General features: G+C 69.2%; 20 protein-coding genes and 1 pseudogene. 12 read left to right on the top strand and 9 right to left on the bottom strand.

The window, feature by feature from the left end:
- Window positions 1-120: 120 nt before the first annotated feature.
- Complete coding sequence (locus tag J4H86_RS26445) at window positions 121-2,307, top strand: hypothetical protein (RefSeq protein ID WP_236541015.1); 2,187 nt, start codon at window positions 121-123, stop codon at window positions 2,305-2,307.
- On the opposite strand, the gene J4H86_RS26440 is transcribed toward J4H86_RS26445, so the two are convergent.
- From J4H86_RS26440 to J4H86_RS26405, 8 genes and pseudogenes are all read right to left on the bottom strand, one after another.
- The gene (locus J4H86_RS26440; protein WP_236541014.1) at window positions 2,297-2,641 is read right to left on the bottom strand and encodes a metal-sulfur cluster assembly factor; all 345 of its coding nucleotides are present in this window, start codon (window positions 2,639-2,641) and stop codon (window positions 2,297-2,299) included. The genes J4H86_RS26445 and J4H86_RS26440 overlap by 11 nt on opposite strands.
- The gene (sufU, locus tag J4H86_RS26435; protein ID WP_236541013.1) at window positions 2,642-3,106 is read right to left on the bottom strand and encodes a Fe-S cluster assembly sulfur transfer protein SufU; all 465 of its coding nucleotides are present in this window, start codon (window positions 3,104-3,106) and stop codon (window positions 2,642-2,644) included.
- A 2-nt stretch (window positions 3,107-3,108) separates the two neighbouring features.
- Window positions 3,109-4,384: pseudogene (locus J4H86_RS26430) on the bottom strand (cysteine desulfurase).
- Window positions 4,385-4,428: 44 nt separating this feature from the next.
- A complete protein-coding gene (gene sufC, locus J4H86_RS26425) occupies window positions 4,429-5,190 on the bottom strand; it encodes a Fe-S cluster assembly ATPase SufC (protein ID WP_236541012.1) in 762 nt (253 codons plus the stop codon).
- Window positions 5,191-5,199: 9 nt separating this feature from the next.
- Window positions 5,200-5,526: a non-heme iron oxygenase ferredoxin subunit gene (locus tag J4H86_RS26420; protein WP_236541011.1), complete on the bottom strand. Its 327-nt coding sequence runs from the start codon at window positions 5,524-5,526 to the stop codon at window positions 5,200-5,202.
- The gene (gene sufD, locus J4H86_RS26415) at window positions 5,523-6,692 is read right to left on the bottom strand and encodes a Fe-S cluster assembly protein SufD (RefSeq protein WP_236541010.1); all 1,170 of its coding nucleotides are present in this window, start codon (window positions 6,690-6,692) and stop codon (window positions 5,523-5,525) included. Before sufD ends, J4H86_RS26420 begins: the two co-directional genes overlap by 4 nt.
- Window positions 6,693-6,694: 2 nt before the next feature.
- A complete protein-coding gene (gene sufB, locus J4H86_RS26410) occupies window positions 6,695-8,107 on the bottom strand; it encodes a Fe-S cluster assembly protein SufB (RefSeq protein WP_236541009.1) in 1,413 nt (470 codons plus the stop codon).
- A 50-nt stretch (window positions 8,108-8,157) separates the two neighbouring features.
- A complete protein-coding gene (locus J4H86_RS26405; protein WP_236541008.1) occupies window positions 8,158-8,859 on the bottom strand; it encodes a helix-turn-helix transcriptional regulator in 702 nt (233 codons plus the stop codon).
- Between the two features lie 330 nt (window positions 8,860-9,189).
- Here J4H86_RS26405 and J4H86_RS26400 point away from each other — a divergent pair, with 330 nt between their 5' ends.
- The 7 genes from J4H86_RS26400 (at window position 9,190) to J4H86_RS26370 (ending at window position 13,175) form a co-directional block, all read left to right on the top strand.
- Complete coding sequence (locus J4H86_RS26400) at window positions 9,190-10,116, top strand: ABC transporter ATP-binding protein (RefSeq protein ID WP_236541007.1); 927 nt, start codon at window positions 9,190-9,192, stop codon at window positions 10,114-10,116.
- The gene (locus J4H86_RS26395) at window positions 10,113-10,916 is read left to right on the top strand and encodes an ABC transporter permease (RefSeq protein ID WP_236541006.1); all 804 of its coding nucleotides are present in this window, start codon (window positions 10,113-10,115) and stop codon (window positions 10,914-10,916) included. The genes J4H86_RS26400 and J4H86_RS26395 overlap by 4 nt, the downstream gene beginning before the upstream one ends.
- A gap of 181 nt (window positions 10,917-11,097) precedes the next feature.
- The gene (locus tag J4H86_RS26390) at window positions 11,098-11,517 is read left to right on the top strand and encodes a hypothetical protein (protein WP_236541005.1); all 420 of its coding nucleotides are present in this window, start codon (window positions 11,098-11,100) and stop codon (window positions 11,515-11,517) included.
- Complete coding sequence (locus J4H86_RS26385) at window positions 11,514-11,873, top strand: hypothetical protein (protein WP_236541004.1); 360 nt, start codon at window positions 11,514-11,516, stop codon at window positions 11,871-11,873. Before J4H86_RS26390 ends, J4H86_RS26385 begins: the two co-directional genes overlap by 4 nt.
- Window positions 11,874-12,008: 135 nt before the next feature.
- The gene (locus J4H86_RS26380; protein ID WP_236541003.1) at window positions 12,009-12,428 is read left to right on the top strand and encodes a hypothetical protein; all 420 of its coding nucleotides are present in this window, start codon (window positions 12,009-12,011) and stop codon (window positions 12,426-12,428) included.
- Window positions 12,425-12,778: a hypothetical protein gene (locus tag J4H86_RS26375; RefSeq protein WP_236541002.1), complete on the top strand. Its 354-nt coding sequence runs from the start codon at window positions 12,425-12,427 to the stop codon at window positions 12,776-12,778. Before J4H86_RS26380 ends, J4H86_RS26375 begins: the two co-directional genes overlap by 4 nt.
- A 10-nt stretch (window positions 12,779-12,788) precedes the next feature.
- The gene (locus J4H86_RS26370; protein WP_236541001.1) at window positions 12,789-13,175 is read left to right on the top strand and encodes a hypothetical protein; all 387 of its coding nucleotides are present in this window, start codon (window positions 12,789-12,791) and stop codon (window positions 13,173-13,175) included.
- On the opposite strand, the gene J4H86_RS26365 is transcribed toward J4H86_RS26370, so the two are convergent.
- Window positions 13,160-14,380, bottom strand: coding sequence for an arginine deiminase (locus J4H86_RS26365; RefSeq protein WP_236541000.1), 1,221 nt, complete (start codon window positions 14,378-14,380; stop codon window positions 13,160-13,162). The genes J4H86_RS26370 and J4H86_RS26365 overlap by 16 nt on opposite strands.
- Before the next feature lie 73 nt (window positions 14,381-14,453).
- Between J4H86_RS26365 and J4H86_RS26360 the strand changes: the two genes are divergently transcribed.
- From J4H86_RS26360 to J4H86_RS26345, 4 genes are all read left to right on the top strand, one after another.
- Window positions 14,454-15,332: an EamA family transporter gene (locus tag J4H86_RS26360; RefSeq protein ID WP_236544190.1), complete on the top strand. Its 879-nt coding sequence runs from the start codon at window positions 14,454-14,456 to the stop codon at window positions 15,330-15,332.
- A gap of 65 nt (window positions 15,333-15,397) precedes the next feature.
- Window positions 15,398-15,607 (top strand): hypothetical protein, encoded by a 210-nt coding sequence (locus tag J4H86_RS26355; protein ID WP_236540999.1) that lies wholly within the window; start codon window positions 15,398-15,400, stop codon window positions 15,605-15,607.
- Between the two features lie 35 nt (window positions 15,608-15,642).
- Window positions 15,643-16,863 (top strand): helix-turn-helix domain-containing protein, encoded by a 1,221-nt coding sequence (locus J4H86_RS26350; RefSeq protein ID WP_236540998.1) that lies wholly within the window; start codon window positions 15,643-15,645, stop codon window positions 16,861-16,863.
- A 241-nt stretch (window positions 16,864-17,104) separates the two neighbouring features.
- Window positions 17,105-18,298 (top strand): helix-turn-helix domain-containing protein, encoded by a 1,194-nt coding sequence (locus tag J4H86_RS26345; RefSeq protein WP_236540997.1) that lies wholly within the window; start codon window positions 17,105-17,107, stop codon window positions 18,296-18,298.
- Window positions 18,299-18,313: the final 15 nt, after the last annotated feature.

Raw genomic sequence — 18,313 nt, 5'->3', positions numbered from 1 at the left:
GAGGTGGGCCGTCCGACACCGAGAGAGCGGAGGCCGGGGTATCGCGCCGGGCGAGACACACGTACTATCTGGTCAGCCCGCCACTCCCATTCGCGACACAGGAGGTCGAGGTCAACGCGGATGAACGCCTGCTCTCCGATTTGCCTGGTCGACCTCGTGCCCGCTCTGCGCTGGAGCAAGCCCGCCGACGTCGACCCGTTCCTGCGTCACCCTCGCCTCGCCGAGGCGTGGTGGGACTCGCTGCCGGTGACCCGCGCGGTGGAGGTCGTCGGCGCCACGTGGCTCGCCAACAACCTGACCCGGCTCCTCACCCAACAGTGGGAGCACCTCCCCCTGCGCGACCTGCTCCCGCCGCTGCGGAGCGCCTCCAGCGGGGAGCTCGCCGCGGAACCCGTGCACAGTGCCGTGATCGCGACGGCCGGCGACTGGCAGCGGGTTCTGGACACCCCGCTGGCCACGGTCACCACGTGGGCGTTCCCCAGCAACTGTGACGCCATCGCCGTGTTGAGCACCGCCGTCCTGCGTGCGGTGGAGCCTTACGCCGATGGACCGGCCGCACTGCCGCTCGGCCCGAGCCCCTCCCCCGGTCTGATCGTGGAAGCGGTCCGGACGATCGCCAACTGGATGCCGGAGTCCTCTCCGCCACACGTACACGAGGCGTTGTCCTACCTGGCCTCGGCGACGGGAGCCGAGCCCGTGCACGGCGGGGCGGCTGCCACGCACGTCGCCGCCGAGGGCGGCGCCGCACTTGGCCCCGGTGACACCGTTCCCGACGGGCACGGTCACGCGGCGTCCCGCGCACTGCGAACCCTGCGGGCCCTGCGCGCGCATCGGGACCAGCGTGACCAACAGGACCGTGAGGCACAAGCCACGGCGTCGACCTCCGGTTCCCCCGAGGCTCCTCTCATCGGCCCCGACGGTGCCCTGCGACGCCCCGACTTCGGTCCGCCGCGCGCCCGCCGCGCCTACGTGGAACCGCGCGACAACCAACCCGAGGTCACCGTGCCGACGCCGCTGCCCCCGCCTCCCACCAACCTCACCGAGCGCCCACTGATCGCGACGGTCGACCAGTTGTTCCGTGGCTGGGAACCCCTGGAACGCACCGTCGCCGCCGAACGGCTGTTCCCCGCCGAGCCGGTGAGCATCCGTGTGCTCGCGGGCCGGGTCGGGGTGGACGTGGACAGGATCCGCAGCGCGCAGCGCACCGCGGAGGAACGCATCGTGCGGTGGTTGTCCTCGCCCGGCGGCACCGCCGTCACCCAACACCTGCTGGCGGTGGCCGAACGGATCGGGACGGCCGCCACCCTGGACCACCTCATCGCCGCCCACCCCGAGCACCCGGTGGAGATCCCCGCCCTGGGTGCCCCCCTATGGCGCGTCGTGGTGGCCCTGTTCACCGACCGCCGCATGCACGACGGATGGCTCATCGCCGGTGATCCGCACCAACTGCGGTGGCACACCCGGGAGCTGCTGAGTGGCCAACCGAGCGTGGAGGAGGCCGGGTCGCGGCTCGGCCAGCAGCTCGGCATCCGCCCGCAGGCCCTGCGCGCCTGGCTGCTGAGCGTCCCCGGCGTCACGGTCACCGGTGAGCAGGTTCTCCTGGACGCCCGCCCCGGCACCCAGCCGCCGAGCCCTCCCCTGGGTGTCGCGCCCCGGGTTCCCGGAATGGCGGAGGAGACCGGCGCAACGACCGCGAACGGACTACCGATCCGCCGTCGAGGCGGAGCCGCCGCGGAGGAAACGCCCACGTCCGCCCCGGCGGGGGTCGCGGAGTCCGCGCGCTGTTTCCGGGCTCCCGACGGCCGTTGGTGGCATCGGGTCGACGTGACGGCGGACCATCTCAACGGAGCGCCGGTGACGGTGCCCACGGGCTACGCGGCGCATCTGGGACTCAACCCCGGCCAGCTCCTGTGTCTGACCGCTCCCGGCGCGGACCTGCTCGTGCTCGTCTGGCGTGACCAGCCGGCCTTCGACTCCCTGCGTCCGCTATTGCGGCGCCTGTCGGCGCAGCCCGGCGACCGGATCTTCATCATCATCGACGGCGACCAGTTGGACGCGCGACGCCTCGCCTCGGGCGAGGTCGTGGAGGACGGGCCGACCGGCAAGGCACTGCACCTGCTCGGCTACACCGCGGCGGCGACCCCCGAGGCCGCGTTGGAGATCATCGGTCACCGGATCTGTCCTGACGGGGCGCAGCCCTCGACCGACGCGGCCACAGTGCTGGAGATGCTCGAAAGGCGGGGCGACAGCGACATCGTCGCCGAGCTTCGCCCCGCCCTGTACGTTCCGGCGCACCTTACACGTTGAATCCCAGCATCCGTAGCTGGTCCCGACCGTCGTCGGTGATCTTGTCGGGGCCCCACGGCGGCATCCACACCCAGTTGATGCGGACCTCGCGTTCGAAGTCGGCCAACGCGCTGTTGGTCTGATCCTCGATCACGTCGGTCAGCGGGCAGGCCGCACTCGTCAACGTCATGTCGAGAGTGATCGTCTCGTCGTTGGTCTCGGCGTTGACACCGTAGAGCAGGCCGAGGTCGACGATGTTCACCCCGAGTTCGGGGTCGACGACGTCCTTCATCGCCTCGGTGATCTCCTCGACCAGGGCGTCCTGCCCCTGGGCCGGTGCGGGCGACTCACTCATCTACGCGTTCTCCCTCCGCGCGAGCGCCTGGGCGGTCGCGTCCTTCCACGCCATCCAGGACAGCAGGGCGCACTTGATACGGGCAGGGTATTGGGAGACACCGGCGAAGGCGACCGCGTCCTCGAGGACGTCCTCGTCGGGTTCCGCCTGTCCCCGTGACTGCATCAGGGACGTGAACTCCTCGGCCACACGCATCCCGTGTTCGACCGACTTGCCGATCACCAGGTCGGTCATCACCGAGACGCTGGCCTGACTGATGGAGCAGCCCAGGCTGTCGTAGGAGACGTCCTCGACCACAGTCGACCCGTCGTCGCCGGCGCCCAGCCGGACGCGCAGCGTCACCTCGTCCCCGCACGTGGGGTTGACGTGGTGCGCCTCGCCGTCGTGCGGGTCCCGCAGCCCCTTGTTGTGCGGATTGCGGTAGTGATCCAGGATGATCTCCTGGTACATGGCCTCCAGCCGCATCCCTAGCCCCGTCCTGTCGTCGCCACGCCGAAGAACTCCTGCGCGGCCACTATGCCGGAGACGAGGGCGTCGATGTCGGCGTGGGTGTTGTACAGGTACAGCGACGCCCGGGTGGTCGCCGCGATCCCGAACCGGCGGTGCAGCGGCCAGGCACAGTGGTGTCCGACCCGGACCTCCACTCCACGGTCGTCGAGGACCTGACCCACGTCGTGGGCGTGGACGTCGTCGACGACGAAGGACACCGCTCCCCCACGGTCCACGGTGCTGGTGGGGCCGACGATCCGTACCCCTTCCAGCTCGCCGATCCGCCCCAGGGCGTACTCGGTGAGGGCGTGCTCGTGGGCGTGCACGGCCTCCATGCCCACGGAGCTCAGGTAGTCGCACGCCGCGGCGAGTCCGACCGCCTGGGGCGCCATCGGCACCCCGGCCTCGAAACGCTGCGGCGCGTCGGCCCACGTGGAGTACTCCATGTGGACCACGCCGATCATGGATCCGCCGGTGATGAACGGCGGCATCCCGGCGAGGAGCTCCGCACGGCCCCACAGGACGCCGATCCCGTTCGGGCCGAGCATCTTGTGGCCGGAGTAGACGACGAAGTCGACTCCGAGGTCGCCCACGTTGACCGGGAGGTGAGGCACCGACTGCGCGCCGTCCACCACCGTGAGCGCGCCCACCTCGCGGGCCCGTGCGGCGATGGTGCGCACCGGGTTGACCGTTCCCAGCACGTTGGACTGCTGGGTGAACGCGACCACCTTGGTGCGCTCGTTGACCAGCTCGTCCAATGTGGACAGGTCGAGGCGACCGTCGTCGGTGACCCCGAACCACCGCAGCCGGGCACCGGTGCGCTGGGCGAGTTGCTGCCACGGAACCAGGTTCGCGTGGTGCTCCATCTCGGTGACGACGATCTCGTCGTCGGGACCGATCCGGAACCGTTCGAACTCCGGTCCGGACGTCGCCGCGTTGCTCATCGCGTAGGCGACGAGGTTGATGGCCTCGGTGGCGTTCTTGGTGAACACCACCTCACCGGGTGCGGCCCCGATGAATCCGGCGATGGTGGCCCGGGCGGACTCGTAGGCGTCGGTCGCCTCCTCCGCGAGCTGGTGCGCGCCACGGTGGACCGCGGCGTTGTGCGTCTCGTAGAAGGCGCGCTCGGCGTCGAGCACCTGGCGCGGCTTCTGTGAGGTCGCCCCCGAGTCGAGGTACACCAGCGGCTCGTCCCGCACCGAGCGGGAGCAGCGGGAAGTCCGCCCGGATCTTCTCCGGGTCGAGCTGGCCCACCCGGCTCTGCCGGTCCTGCTGACCCTGCGTTGCCACGGTTCCTCCTACGCGCTGGCCTTGGCGAACCGCTCGTAGCCCTCGGACTCCAGGGTCTCGGCCAGCTCGGGGCCTCCCGACTCGGCGATCCGACCGCCCGCGAATACGTGGACGTGGTCGGGCCGTACGTACTGCAGGATCCGCGAGTAGTGGGTGATGACCATGATGCCGACGTCGCTGTTCGCCTTCGCCCGGTTGATGCCCTCGGAGACGATCTTCAACGCGTCGACGTCGAGCCCGGAGTCGGTCTCGTCCAGCACCGCGATCCGCGGCTTGAGCAGGTCGAGCTGCAGGATCTCGTGCCGCTTCTTCTCACCGCCCGAGAAACCCTCGTTGACGCCGCGCGCGGCGAAACCGGGGTCGATGGACAGGTCCTTCATCGCGCTTGAGAGCTCCTTGGAGAACTCGCGCAGCTTGGGGGCCTCGCCCCGCACCGCGGACACGGAGCTGCGCAGGAAGTTGGACATGGAGACACCCGGAACCTCGACCGGGTACTGCATGGCGAGGAAGACGCCGGCGCGGGCGCGCTCGTCCACGCTCATCTCCAGGACGTTCTCCCCGTCCAGGAGGACCTCACCGTCGGTGACCTCGTAGCGGGGGTGTCCGGCCACGGCGTAGGCCAGCGTCGACTTGCCCGAACCGTTGGGGCCCATGATCGCGTGCGTCTCACCGGAGTTGACGGTGAGGTCGACGCCCTTCAGGATCTCCTGGCGTTCGGTGTCGCTGATCAGGACGTCGGCGCGCAGCCCCCGAATTTCGAACGTGCTCATAGTTATCTATCAGGCCTTCTGCGTGTTGAGCGAGACGAGGACGTCCTCGCCGTCGGTCTTGACTAGGTATGTGGGCACCGGCTGCGTGGCCGGCGGGTTGATCGGCGCTCCCGACCGCAGGTCAAAGCAGGAACCGTGCAGCCAGCACTCGATGGTGCCGTCCTCGACCTCCCCTTCGGAGAGGTTGACCTCGGCGTGAGAGCAGATGTCGCTGATCGCGAACACCTCGCCCTCGCTGCGGACGAGCGCGACAGGCGTGTCGTCGATCTCCACGCCGAGCGCCCCCTCCTCGGGGATGTCGCTCAGCGTGCAGACCTTCACGTACTCGGCGCTCATCCCAGCCCCTGCTCCTGCAACTTCTCCTCCACCTCGGCGCTGATGCGCTCGCGCAGCTCCGGGTTCTCGATCCGGTTGATGAGTTCCTCGAAGTAGCCGCGCAGCACCAGCCGCCGCGCCTCGTCGGCGGGGATCCCGCGCGACATCAGGTAGAAGAGGTGGATCTCGTCCAGGCGGCCGCTCGCGCTGGCGTGCCCCGCCCCGGCGACCTCGCCGGTGAAGATCTCCAGGTTGGGCACGGAGTCGACCCGGGTGTTCTCCGTGAGCTGCAGGTTGCGGTTGTTCTCGTAGGAGTCGGTCTCCACGGTGCCCTCACCGATGATGACGTCACCGATCCACACCGCGCGGGCGTCGTCTCCGGCGAGCGCGCCGCGGTAGTCCACCCGGCTCCGGGTGTGCGACGTGCTGTGGTCCACCAGCGAGTGGTGCTCGTGGTGCTGACCGGTCCCGGTGAAGTACAGGCCGTGCAGTTCGGCGTCGCCACCCGGCCCCGCGTAGCGAACCTTGGGCACGACCCGCACGAGGTCACCGCCCAGGGTCGCGACGAAGCTGCGGAAGGTGGCGTCCCGCCCGATCCGGGCGTGCTGCTGGGTGACGTGCACCGCGTCGCCGGCCCAGTCCTGCAGGCTGACGACGTTCAGCCGCGCGCCGTCCTCGACGATGAACTCGGTGTTGTCCGCGTAGACGGCGGAACCGGAGTAGTCCAGCACGACGGTGACGGTCGCGCCGCGCTCGACCCGCACCACCGTGTGGCCGTAGGCCGTCCCGTAGGTGGTGCCGGTGACCCGCATGGTGAGCGTGTCCTCCTGCACTCCCTTGGGCACCGTGATCACGGTCGCCTCCTCGAAGGAGGAGTAGGCGCGGGCACTCACCCGGTCACTGGGCAGGAACGAGGTGCCCAGTCGTTCGTCGTCGCGGCCCACGGTTTCCACCGCGACCGACTCCGGGGCGGAGACGTCGATGCTGACCTCACCCGGCCCGACCTTGTCCGCCGCGTCGTGGAGCCCCTTCAGGCGGCGAAGCGGCGTGAAGCGCCACTCCTCCTCGCGCCCGTTGGGGACGGGGAAGTCGTTCACGTCGAACGACCCCCGGACGTCGGCACGGGAGACCGGAATCGCCCCCAGACCGTGGGCGTGTTCCTTGGTCTCGATGTTCGCGCTGGCCATTCTTAGCCGACCGATCCTTCCATCTGCAGCTCGATGAGCCGGTTCAGTTCCAGGGCGTACTCCATGGGCAGCTCGCGGGCGATGGGCTCGACGAAGCCGCGCACGATCATGGCCATGGCCTCGTTCTCCTCCATCCCGCGGCTCATCAGGTAGAAGAGCTGGTCCTCGCTCACCTTGGAGACCTTCGCCTCGTGCCCCAGCTCGACGTCGTCCTCGCGGATGTCGTTGTAGGGGTAGGTGTCCGAGCGGCTCTCGGTGTCGATGAGCAGCGCGTCGCACTCGACATTGGACTTGGCCGGGGACGCGCCCTCCTGGACCTGGATCAGTCCGCGGTAGGAGGCGCGGCCACCGCCACGCGCGACGGACTTCGACACGATGGACGAGGAGGTGTTCGGGGCGCAGTGCACCATCTTGGCGCCGGCGTCCTGGTGCTGGCCCTCGCCCGCGAAGGCGACGGACAGCGTCTCGCCCTTGGCGTGCTCGCCCATGAGGTAGATCGCGGGGTACTTCATGGTGACCTTGGAGCCGATGTTGCCGTCGACCCACTCCATGGTGGCGCCCTCGTAGGCCACGGCCCGCTTGGTCACCAGGTTGTACACGTTGTTCGACCAGTTCTGGATGGTCGTGTACCGGCACCGCGCGTTCTTCTTGACGATGATCTCCACGACCGCGGAGTGCAGCGAGTCCGAGGAGTAGATCGGCGCGGTACAGCCCTCGACGTAGTGCACGTAGGCACCCTCGTCGACGATGATCAGGGTCCGCTCGAACTGGCCCATGTTCTCGGTGTTGATCCGGAAGTAGGCCTGGAGCGGGATCTCGACGTGCACGTTCGGCGGCACGTAGATGAAGGAGCCGCCGCTCCACACCGCGGTGTTCAGCGCGGCGAACTTGTTGTCGCCGGACGGGATCACCGTGCCGAAGTACTCCTGGAAGATCTCCGGGTGTTCCTTGAGCGCGGTGTCGGTGTCCAGGAAGAGGACACCCTGCTCCTCGAGGTCCTCACGGATCTTGTGGTAGACGACCTCGCTCTCGTACTGCGCCGCCACACCCGCGACCAGCCGCTGCTTCTCCGCCTCGGGGATGCCCAGCTTGTCGTAGGTGTTCTTGATGTCCTCGGGCAGGTCCTCCCAGGAGGCGGCCTGCTGCTCCGTGGAGCGCACGAAGTACTTGATGTTGTCGAAGTCGATGCCCGACAGGTCCGAGCCCCAGGACGGCATCGGCTTCTTGCCGAACAGCCGCAGAGCCTTGAGGCGGGTCTCCCGCATCCACTCCGGCTCGTCCTTCTTCTCGGAGATGTCCCGAACAACCTCGTCGTTCAGGCCGCGACGCGCGGCCTCTCCCGCGGCGTCGGGGTCGGCCCAGCCGTACTCGTAGTTGCCGAGCCCTTCGAGCTCGGGGTGCGCGATCGACGTCATTTGCGCGGAATCCTCCTGGACGTACGGGTCCCGGTTACGGCACCGGCTTGTCAACGGTCCCGGCGCGGCGCCGGGCGGTCATCTATGTCGTGGGGGGTGATGTGCGTGGTGCACACCGCGTCCCCGTGTGCGATGGTTGCCAACCGTCGCACCGGTGATTCGAGCAGACGGGCGAAGGCCTCGGCCTCCGCCTCGCACAACTGGGGGAACTCCGCCGCCACGTGCGCCACTGGACAGTGGTGCTGACAGAGCTGTTGCCCTCCCCCGGGTGCGGGGGCCGTGCCGGCCGAGGCGGCGTAGCCGTCCGCGGTCAGCGCGTCGGCGAGCAGTTGCACCCGCTGCGCCGGGGGTACGGTCGCCAGCACCGGGGCGTAACGGTGCTCCAACTCCGCCACCTGGCGTTGCGCGAACTCGGTGACGCGCTCCACTCCGGCCTTCTCCGCGAGGAACCGCAGTGCGCTGGCGGCGAGGTTGTCGTACCCGTGCACGAACGTGCTGCGGCCCGCCTCGGTGATCGTGTAGGCCCTCGCGGGACGGCCCCGGCCGCGCCGGACACGGGGGGTGCCCGGACCGGTCTGGATGAGGCCCTCCTTGGAGAGGCTGTCGATGTGGCGGCGTACCCCCGCTGGCGTGAGTCCGAGCCGCTCCCCCAGGGCGGCCGCGGTGATCGGACCGTGTTCGAGAATGAGACGAGCGACGTGTGCGCGGGTGCCCTGTTCGGCACTCGCGCCACCCTTCTGCCCCTCGCTCATGTATTTCACAACGCCAGTGTGGCCTAAATAGTTCCGCTCGGGCAAACCACAACGAGCATGAATCCCATGCAGGGTAGGCGTACCTAACTGGGATTTCGTCGGAAGGAGGTGGTGACTGCCCGACCACGGACCCCCGGTCGTCCAAATGATAAGACGCCGTCTCACTGTCAAGCTTGGTGTGATCTTGACCATAAACTGCCCGTAGGTCGGCCCCGCACCCTCGGACGCGGCGCCGTGGGACCGCGGACGCCGACGGTGAGCGGCCCACCAGACGACCAATCCGGACCCGCAGCCGGTTCGGGCGGGCACGCCTCTACACTCTCAGTTGTCATGGGTGAGGTTGCGGTGGAAGTCACGGGACTGGTCAAGCGCTACGGCGCCGTCGAGGCACTGTCCGGCGTGGACTTCGTCGCGCCTCGGGGCGCGGTCACCGCGCTACTGGGGCCCAACGGGGCTGGGAAGACCACCACTGTGGAGATCTGTGAGGGCTACCGTCGCGCGGACGCGGGGACGGTGCGGATCCTCGGCCTGGACCCCACGTCCGACGACCGCGCGTTGAAGGCGCGCGTCGGGGTGATGCCCCAGGAGGCGGGTGCCCCCACGGGGGCGCGGGCGGGCGAGTGGTTGCGCCTGATCGCGTCGTTCCACGCCCACCCCGTACCGCCGGCGGCACTGTTGCGGCGGCTGGGTCTGCTGTCGTGCTCGGACACCCCCGTGCGTCGACTCTCGGGCGGGCAACGGCAGCGGCTCTCCCTCGCGGGCGCCGTGGTCGGTCGGCCGGAGCTGGTGTTCCTGGACGAGCCCACGGCGGGGTTGGACCCCCAGGCGCGCGCCGCGACCTGGGAACTGCTCGGGGAGTTGCGCGACAGCGGAGTCTCCACCCTGGTCACCACCCACTACATGGAGGAGGCCGAGCGCCTCGCCGACCATGTCGTGATCATCGACCGGGGCACCGTGGTCGCCACGGGGAGCCCCGCGGAACTGACCGGGACCCGGACACAGGTGCGATTCCACGCGTCACCGTCACTCGAGCTGAGCACGCTGCGGGACCGGCTTCCGGTCGGCTGCACCGTGGAGGAGGCGAGCCCGGGAAGCTACGCGGTCCTCGCCGAGGACGGTCAGGCGCCGGCGTTGCTGACGACGGTGGCGGCCTGGTGCGCGGACAACGACATCCCCGCCCGAGAGCTGGGAGCTCGCGGCCGCACCTTGGAGGACGTGTTCCTCGACCTGACGGGGCGGGAGCTACGGGAGAAATGAGCACAGCACCAGCGCCCGCGGAGACGACCGCGCCCATGGACCTGAGCCCCCGACCGGGCGCCGCACCGATGGGCCGGATGGTCGCCGCCCAGGCCCGGATGGAACTGCGGATCCTGCTCCGTAACGGAGAACAGGTACTGCTCACACTGGTCATTCCGGTGCTCCTGCTGGTCGCCTTCGGCACCCTGCCCATCCTGGACCTGGGCACTGACGCCCGCGTCGACTTCCTCGCACCGGGTGTGCTCGCCCTCGCGGTGTTGTCCACGGCGTTCACCGGACAGGCGATCGGCACCGGGTTCGAGCGCAAGTACGGCGTCCTCAAACGCCTCGGTGCCACTCCCCTGCCCCGCGCGGGGCTCCTGGCGGCGAAGACCCTCGCGGTGCTCGCGGTCCAGGCGGTGCAGTTCGCGATCCTGATCGGTGTGGCCCTCGCCCTGGGCTGGTCGGCGGAGTTCTCGGTGTTGGGCGTCGGCACCGCGCTCGCCCTGGTCCTCTCCGCCACCGCCGCGTTCAGCGCCCTGGCCCTGCTGATGGCCGGAACCCTCCGCGCCGAGGGCACGCTCGCCGCCGCCAACCTCGTCTTCCTGATCCTGCTGGGTCTCGGCGGCGTCATGTTCCCCACCGACCGGCTCCCGGGCGTCGTGGAGACCATCGCCTCCGGGCTCCCCATCACCGCCCTCTCCGAGGGTCTCCGGTCGGCCTTCGAGGGCGGCGCGTTCCCCGTCGCCTCGTTCGTCGTGCTGCTCGCGTGGGCGCTGGTGGCCGGCCTCCTCGCCAGTCGCTACTTCCGCTGGGAGTAACCACTTCGAAGGTGAATCCCCCGCGCCTGGCGTTCGTGGCCTGCCGGACCGGGTCCCGCGACGCCTCCCACGGCCTTGGCGTGCCGCCGGGGGAGGACGCACGCAACGGGTCTCCTCGGCCCATAGCCACCGGGGCCCCCGCGGGCTAGGGTGTTGCGCATCCTGCCCCCGGGAGTCAGCCGTGCAGCCCCTGCCCAGTGTTTTGCTTCAACTCACCCCCCTGTTCGTCGTGGGGGTCTTCGGATGTGTCGTCGCGTTCTTCGTTGCCCGTCCCCGGCGCCCGCTGGTGCTCACGGGGGCGGTCCTCGTGGTGGTGGCCGCGGTCCTGCGGTTGTTCCTGGTGCTCGTGGTGCTGGATCCCTACGCCGTGGCCACCCCCGACGACCCGGTCTTCCTGTTCACCCGTCTGCTGGACTTCGGCCTGGCCGCGGGCATCTTGCTCATGGCCGTCGGGGCCCTCCGACCCACGAACGACGGGACGGCGCACCCCCCGACACCGGGATGGCGGGTCGCGCCCGGCGGCACCTCGCCCACCTATTCCCCGCCCCCGGGCCCCCACCACGGCCCGGACGGCCGCCACGACTTTGGAGGGCGACAGTGACCTTCGACGTCATCCCCTACCTCTCGTTTCTCCCGGTGGGGATCGCGGTCATCGTGCTGGGTGCGCGCTCCCGGTCAGCGAACCGAGTGGTGGTGGCCGGTTCTGGGGTCGCGTTGCTCGTGTTCGTCGCCGCACAGTTCCTGTGGAACACCTTTGGGATCAGTGTCGTGGTCGCGTCTCCGTTCGACGTGTGGCTCGGCGCCCAAGTCGCGCTCAACGTCCTGCTCGCCGTCCCGGTCGCGCTGCTCGCCTGGGCCGCGCTGAAACCGGGGCGCTCCACGCCGCCGGCCACGCACCCCACCCCCACGTGGCCTCGAGGCGGTCCGGGCGATGGAGCACCGGACGGGCGCTGGTAGACCACGTGGCCGTGGGACACGGTGGCCCGTCGTGCCGGGTTCACGGCAGCGCGGCGCCTTTCCCGCGCACGCCATAGCCATCCACGCGACCGCGGGCTAGGGTATTGCGCACTCGGCACCCCCCTGGAGGCACACGTGCCCGCCTTACCCCACTCATCGTTCCTCGTCCCGCTCATTCCCATGATCCTGCTGGGGCTCGTCGGTTGCGGCGCGGCGTTCCTGGTGCCTCGACGGCGACGCCCGCTGGTGCTCGCTGGGGCGATCGTCGTGACACTGTCGGTGGTCCTGCGGGGAGCGTGGCTCCTCCTCGTGCCCGATCTGTACGCCGTCGCCGGACCGGCGGACTGGGTCCGCCTGCTACCCCAGATCCAGTCCTTCGTCTTCGGCGCCGGCATGATCCTGATGGCCGTCGGGGCCCTTCGGCCCGTCAGTGAGGGAACACGTCCCGCCGCCGCGCCCGGGTGGGTTCCTCCTGACACCGCGCCGACCTACTCGTTGCCCCCGAACTCCACCTCCGGATACGACGGCGGTCCCGACCATGGAGGGCGGCCATGATCTTCCTCCCCTACCTCGTCCTGCTCCTGGTGGGAATCGCGGCCATCGTCCTCGGCGTGGTCGCGCGCTCCGACAACCGGGGCATCGTCATCGGTGCCGGCGGCGCGCTCATCGTGTACGCCGTCACCGCCTTCCTGTGGAGTCGGTTCGGGGTGAGCAGCGTGGTCGGATTCACACCGGCGGTCACGCTGGGCTCCACCCTGGCGCTCAACCTGCTCCACGCCGTACCCGTCGCGCTACTGATCTGGGCGGCGCTGAGGCGAGGACGTACCGCGGCCGCGCCGACGCGGCCCGCGTCCACCTGGCCGGGGCACGGACCGGGCGACGCCCCCACGAACGGGCACTGGTAGACAATTCCGTGTGGAACACATAGGCGTACCGCTCTACATCGTCGTGCGAGACCTCGGACCACCCGTCATCGTCGCGCTGGCCGGGCTCTGGTTGGTGGCGGTGCGCCGCCCATCGTGGCGGGGGCTCGCCGTGACCGCGCTCGTCCTGTACGTGACGGCGGCGGCGCTCCCGTACCTGTGGCTCATCGCGCAGGCCTGGCTGGGCTTCGGTGGGCAGACGTACGTCGCGTTGATCATGACGTTCCTGCAGCCGGGGGTCGCGGCCTGCGCCTGGTTCCTCCTTTTCGCGCTGGTCGTCGTCGCGACGCCGCGCCGACGAGCGGCCGAGGCACCTCCGTCGGGTGAGGAGGAGGCTCCCCAGCCGGCCGCGTCGGGCGCCGATCAGGGATCGCGCTGAATCGGACAGGTCATGCAGTGCGGTCCTCCACGCCCGCGCCCGAGCTCACCACCCGCCGTTTCCAGCACCTCCACCCCGTTCGCCCGCATGTGCGCGTTGCTCGTGGTGTTGCGTTCGTAGGCGACCACGACTCCGGGTTCGATCGCCAGGACGTTGCACCCGTCGTCCCACTGCTCACGTTCGGCGGAGTAGACGTCCTGCACCGGGGTGAGCACCTTGATGTCGGGGATGCCCAGCGCGTCGGCGATGGCGGTGTGCATCTCCTCGGGGGGGTGGGAGCGCACGTCCAGTCCGGTCGCTCCGTCCCCCGGCTCCACGGTGAAGCTGGGGAGCATCCCCAGGGCCGCGTACTTGGTGAAGACGCCGTAGTCGACCATCGTCATGACGGTGTCCAGGTGCATGACCGCCCGGGAGCGCGGCATCTGCACGCCGACGATGCGCTCGGCACCGCCGCGACCGAACAGCTCCCGGGCCAGGAGCTCGACGGCCTGGGGCTGCGTCCGTTCGCTGACTCCGACGAGCACCGCGCCGTTGCCTACGGGCATCACGTCGCCGCCCTCGATCGTGGCGGGTGCCCAGGAGCCGCCGTGTTCCCACACCTCGAAGTCCTCCCCGGCGAACAGGGGGTGCCACCGGTAGACCGCCTCGTAGTGGATGGTTTCCCGCCGGCGCGCCTTCTTGCGCATCGCGTTGACCGACACGCCCCCGTACACCCACGAGGAGGTGTCGCGGGTGAACAGGTGGTTGGGCAGTGGGGAGAGCGCGAAGGCGTCCAGTTCCAGCGTCTGGAACCACACCGAGCGCGGCTCGGCCACGTGCTCGAGCAGTTCCCGCTTGGTGATACCCCCGATGAGGTGGCGCCGCAGGGTGGTGGTGTCCATCCGGTCGAAGGTCTCACGGATGGCGTCGATGGCGGTGGGTCCGTAGAAGCGTTCGTCAAGGGTGTTGTCGAGGACGAACGCCCGCCCCTTCGGTTCGTCGAGCACCGTCTCCAGCAGCTCGTGGAAGAGGTGGACACGCACGCCGCGCTCCCGGAGCAGGTCGACGAAGGCGTCGTGCTCGGAGCGCGCCCGGCGCGCCCACATCACCTCGTCGAAGAGCAGTTCTCCGATGTTGCCGGGGGTGAGGCGCGTCATCTCCAGATCGGGCCGGTGCACGATGACCTGACGGAGGCGTCCCACCTCCGAGTCGACACGCAACGCCATGTTGGCTCCTCTCCTAGACTCGTAACCCGTGTCCGCTTTCGATGCCCGCCCACCAGGCCGCGTTGTTCGTACCCTGCGCCGGGGCGGGGAACTCGCGCGTGGCGCGGGGGGCTCGATCCCCGCCACGTGGATGGTGTTGGCCGCCATTCTGTCGGTGCAGTCGGGTGCCGGGGTCGCCAAGACCATCTTCGACGAGCTGCCGCCGAGCGCGGTCGTCTGGCTGCGATTCCTCACCGGCGCCGTCGTCCTCCTCCTTGTGATCCGCCCCGCGCTGCGGGGGCGGACATGGGCGGACTGGCGGATCGTCACCGCGTTCGGGATCGCGCTCGTGTCGATGAACTGGGCCATCTACGAGGCGATCGCCCGGATCCCGCTGGGCGTGGCGGTGACGATCGAGTTCCTCGGACCTCTCGTGGTGGCCGTCGCGGGGTCACGGCGCCCGCTGGACCTGGTGTGGGTGGGCTTGGCGGCCACCGGAGTGGTGCTGTTGAGCTGGGACGACGGCGACGTCACCCTCGCCGGGGTGGGTTTCGCGTTGTTGGCCGCAGGCTCGTGGGCGTGCTACATCCTGCTCAGCGCGGCGACGGGACGCCGGTTCTCCGGGAGCAGCGGGCTCGCGATCGCCATGGTGGTCGGGGTGGTCATGGTGGGCCCCGCCGCCGTCAGCCAGGCGGGTACGGCGCTGCTGGACCCGCGCCTGCTGGCAATCGGGGTCACGGTGGGCATCCTGTCCACGATCGTGCCGTACAGCCTGGAGATGCACGCGCTGCGCCGCATCCGCCCCAGCGTGTTCAGCATCCTGATGAGCCTGCAGCCCGCCGCGGCGGCGGTGATCGGCATGCTGCTCCTGGCGGAGTTCCTGAGCCCGGTGCAGTGGTTCGCCATGGTGTGCGTCGTCGTGGCCAGCGCCGGGGCCACCCGGACGGGCCGAAGGGCCGAGCCGGAAGCCTAGGCTCTCCCCGATCCCTGAACCGTGGGCGTCCGGTTTGTGGGTGCGCGTCACTACAGTGCCTTGTTGTGACTCGGACTCGCCGCGCCTCTGTTCCCGCCCCGCTGCCGTCGTGGGAGGCTCCGCAAGGGCCACCGCTGGCCGAGCGGCCCCCAGCGACGGTGGTGGCGCTGTTGGCGTTGGACCGGTTCGTGATCGCCTCGTACGCCGACGGGCTTCTCACCGGTGCGGCCCCGGGTTTCCCCAGCCCGCCTGACACGGAGATGGCGGCGGCCTAGGCTGTGAGTGTCACCACACAGCGAGGATCCAGCGTATGGACCACGATTCCACCGTCTCTGATCGGCTGGTGCAACTTCGCCGGCGGCGCGGCATGAGCCAAGAGGATCTCGCCGAGGCGGCGGACCTCTCCGTCGGCGTCGTCCGCAAGCTTGAACAGGGTGGGACCGCCCGTATCGAGACCTATCACCGACTTGGGCGCGCCCTCGGCGTACGAACCGTATGGTTCATGACCCCCGAATCCCCCGCGCCCCGAGTCGACGACCACCGCGACACCGTACTGGCCGACATCCGCTCGGCCGTGAATCCACCAGCGGGGATACACGGCCGAATCTATCCCGACGACGATGTACCACCCAACCTTGCTCTGCTCGGGCGCGCGGTGGAGGCCGTTGCCAGCCACTACCAGGCTGACCGATACGACGACGTGGCGCGTTTGTCGCCCGCCCTCGTCAGATCCGCACACATGCACGTCGCCGCGCTCCAAGGTCAGGAGCGAGAGCGCGCGGTCCGATTGCGTGCCGACGCCCTCCAGCTCACCGGCCGTTATTGCATTCAGATCCGCGAGCACGACCTCGGCATCATCGCGCTGCGCGACGCCCTCACCGACGCCCTCGCCGTCGGGGACCAAGGGCTTGCCGCAGCCGCGATCGGTCAGCAGGGGTGGACGCTACTACGCCAAGCGCGCTTCGACGAGGTCGAGCAGCTCTGCGTGGACACCGCCGATGCACTAGAGCCCGAGAAACTCACCAAGGCTGACCACGGACAGATCGCGGCCTGGGGCTACATCCTGATGCGCGCCGCCGCCTCGGCCGCTCGGAACAACCGCCCCGACGAGGCCCGCCAGTACCAGGCATTCGCTCGATCCGCCGCCGAGGTGGTCGGCGAGGAGATCGACACAGCGGGGCACATGAAGTTCGGCCCGGCCACGGTGGCGATGAACGGCATGCAGAACGAGTTGATCGCCGACCACCCAGATCGCGCACTGGAGCTGTCCGAGCAGATCCGCGCCAACCAGGCCGCTGCCACCCCGAACACACAACAGCGGTACGCCCTAGACAAGGCGTCGGCCCACCTTAAGCTGCGCAACGTTGAGAAGACCACGCAAATCATGCTCGCCTTGAAGGCCAAGGCCCCAGTGTGGCTCCGCAACCAGACCACGGCCCGGCACCTCGCGGAGGATCTACTGGAACAGGCCAAGAGGATGCCATCCAGCGACCACCGAGAGATCGCGGACTTCCTCGGTCTGGCAGTCTGACGCGGATCGCGCCGCGATCTGGACTGGATTGGCCGGCCGAAGCAGGAGGAGCAACCCATGCCTTCGCTCGGACTCCGCCGGAGTCTCCGCCTCACGAAGCGCACGCTTACGGTCGCCAGCACGAATGAGCCACGCGAAGCGTGACTCCGTGCAACGCTCCACCGGTTCGCCGGCACGCCTGACACAGGGCAGGTCCCGACCTAGTCTGGACGGTGACTGCCCCCGACCGACGGGATCCGGTATGGATGACGCGATCAGTCTTGGTCCTCGAATTCGATCCCTTCGTCTCGCTCATGGGATGACGCAGGCGGAGCTGGCGCGGCGTGCGTCGGTGAGTGAGGATTTGGTGAGCCGACTCGAACGTGGTTCTCGGCGGACAGCGCGTTTGACGACGATCATGGCTCTTGCCGCAGCGTTGGACGAGGACCCGGGAACGCTGACTGGCAAGGGCAATCGTGTGCATCGGGTGGGCGACTCCGGGGTCCTGGACGTTCGTAACGCGATCTCCTCACCCGACCTTCTGCCGGGAATGGATCCCGAGGACGATGACGAGCCGTCTGACCCCGCACGCCTGTGGAGTTCGGTGGAGCGAGCCTACGGTGCCTATTTCGCGGGTGAGTTCGGCGTGCTGGCTTCAACGCTGCCAGGACTGCTCTCCGAGTGCCGCGTCACGCGGAACGCGTTGGGCCCCAGAGCGGTGGCTGCCGCATACGCGCATGCCTGCCAGCTCGCCGCCTGCCTGATGGTGCACACGGGACGTGACGACGCGGCTCTCCTCGGCGCCGCCCGTGGCTTGGCGACGGCTGAGGAAGGTGACGACGAGTTCCGTTCCGCGACGCTGCGTGGCACGTATGTGTGGATCCTCCTTCGAATGGGGCGATATGAGGACGCTGAGCGCTTGGCACTGCGTGCTGCAGAGACGATCGAACCGACGATGTCGTGCACGGACATGCGACAGGTGACGGCGTGGGGTGGCCTGATGCTGCACGCGGCCGTGACGGCGGGCGGGGCGTCACGTGGCGACGAGGCATTGGAGTATCTGGCGCTCGCCCGATCCGGTGCGCGGCACCTCGATCACGACCGGCACGACTACTGGGTTTCCTTTGGTCCATCCCAGGTCGCGATGCAGGAGGCGCACATCCACATCGCCCTCGACGAGCCGTCTCGTGCGCTTTCCGCATCGCGAAACGTGCACCGCGGGGACCTTTACAAGATTTCCTGGGCACGCCATCGCCTCAACGACGCCCACGCCTTAATCAAACGCCGCAAGGTGGACGAAGCGGTCAATGTGGCCACAGAGGCGTATAATCTGAGCCCGGAATGGTTCCGACACCAGAAATTCGCTGCATCGGTTGTCACGGACATGATTGCGCGGAAGACGAGACTCTCCGGAGCCTTGCAGGTCATGGCTTCTGCCGTTGCCCCTGCCGAATAGAACCCGGACAACCCG

This window comes from Spiractinospora alimapuensis (assembly GCF_018437505.1).
GTDB classification, from domain to species: domain Bacteria; phylum Actinomycetota; class Actinomycetes; order Streptosporangiales; family Streptosporangiaceae; genus Spiractinospora; species Spiractinospora alimapuensis.
This window is presented reverse-complemented; position numbering and strand designations above follow the sequence as displayed.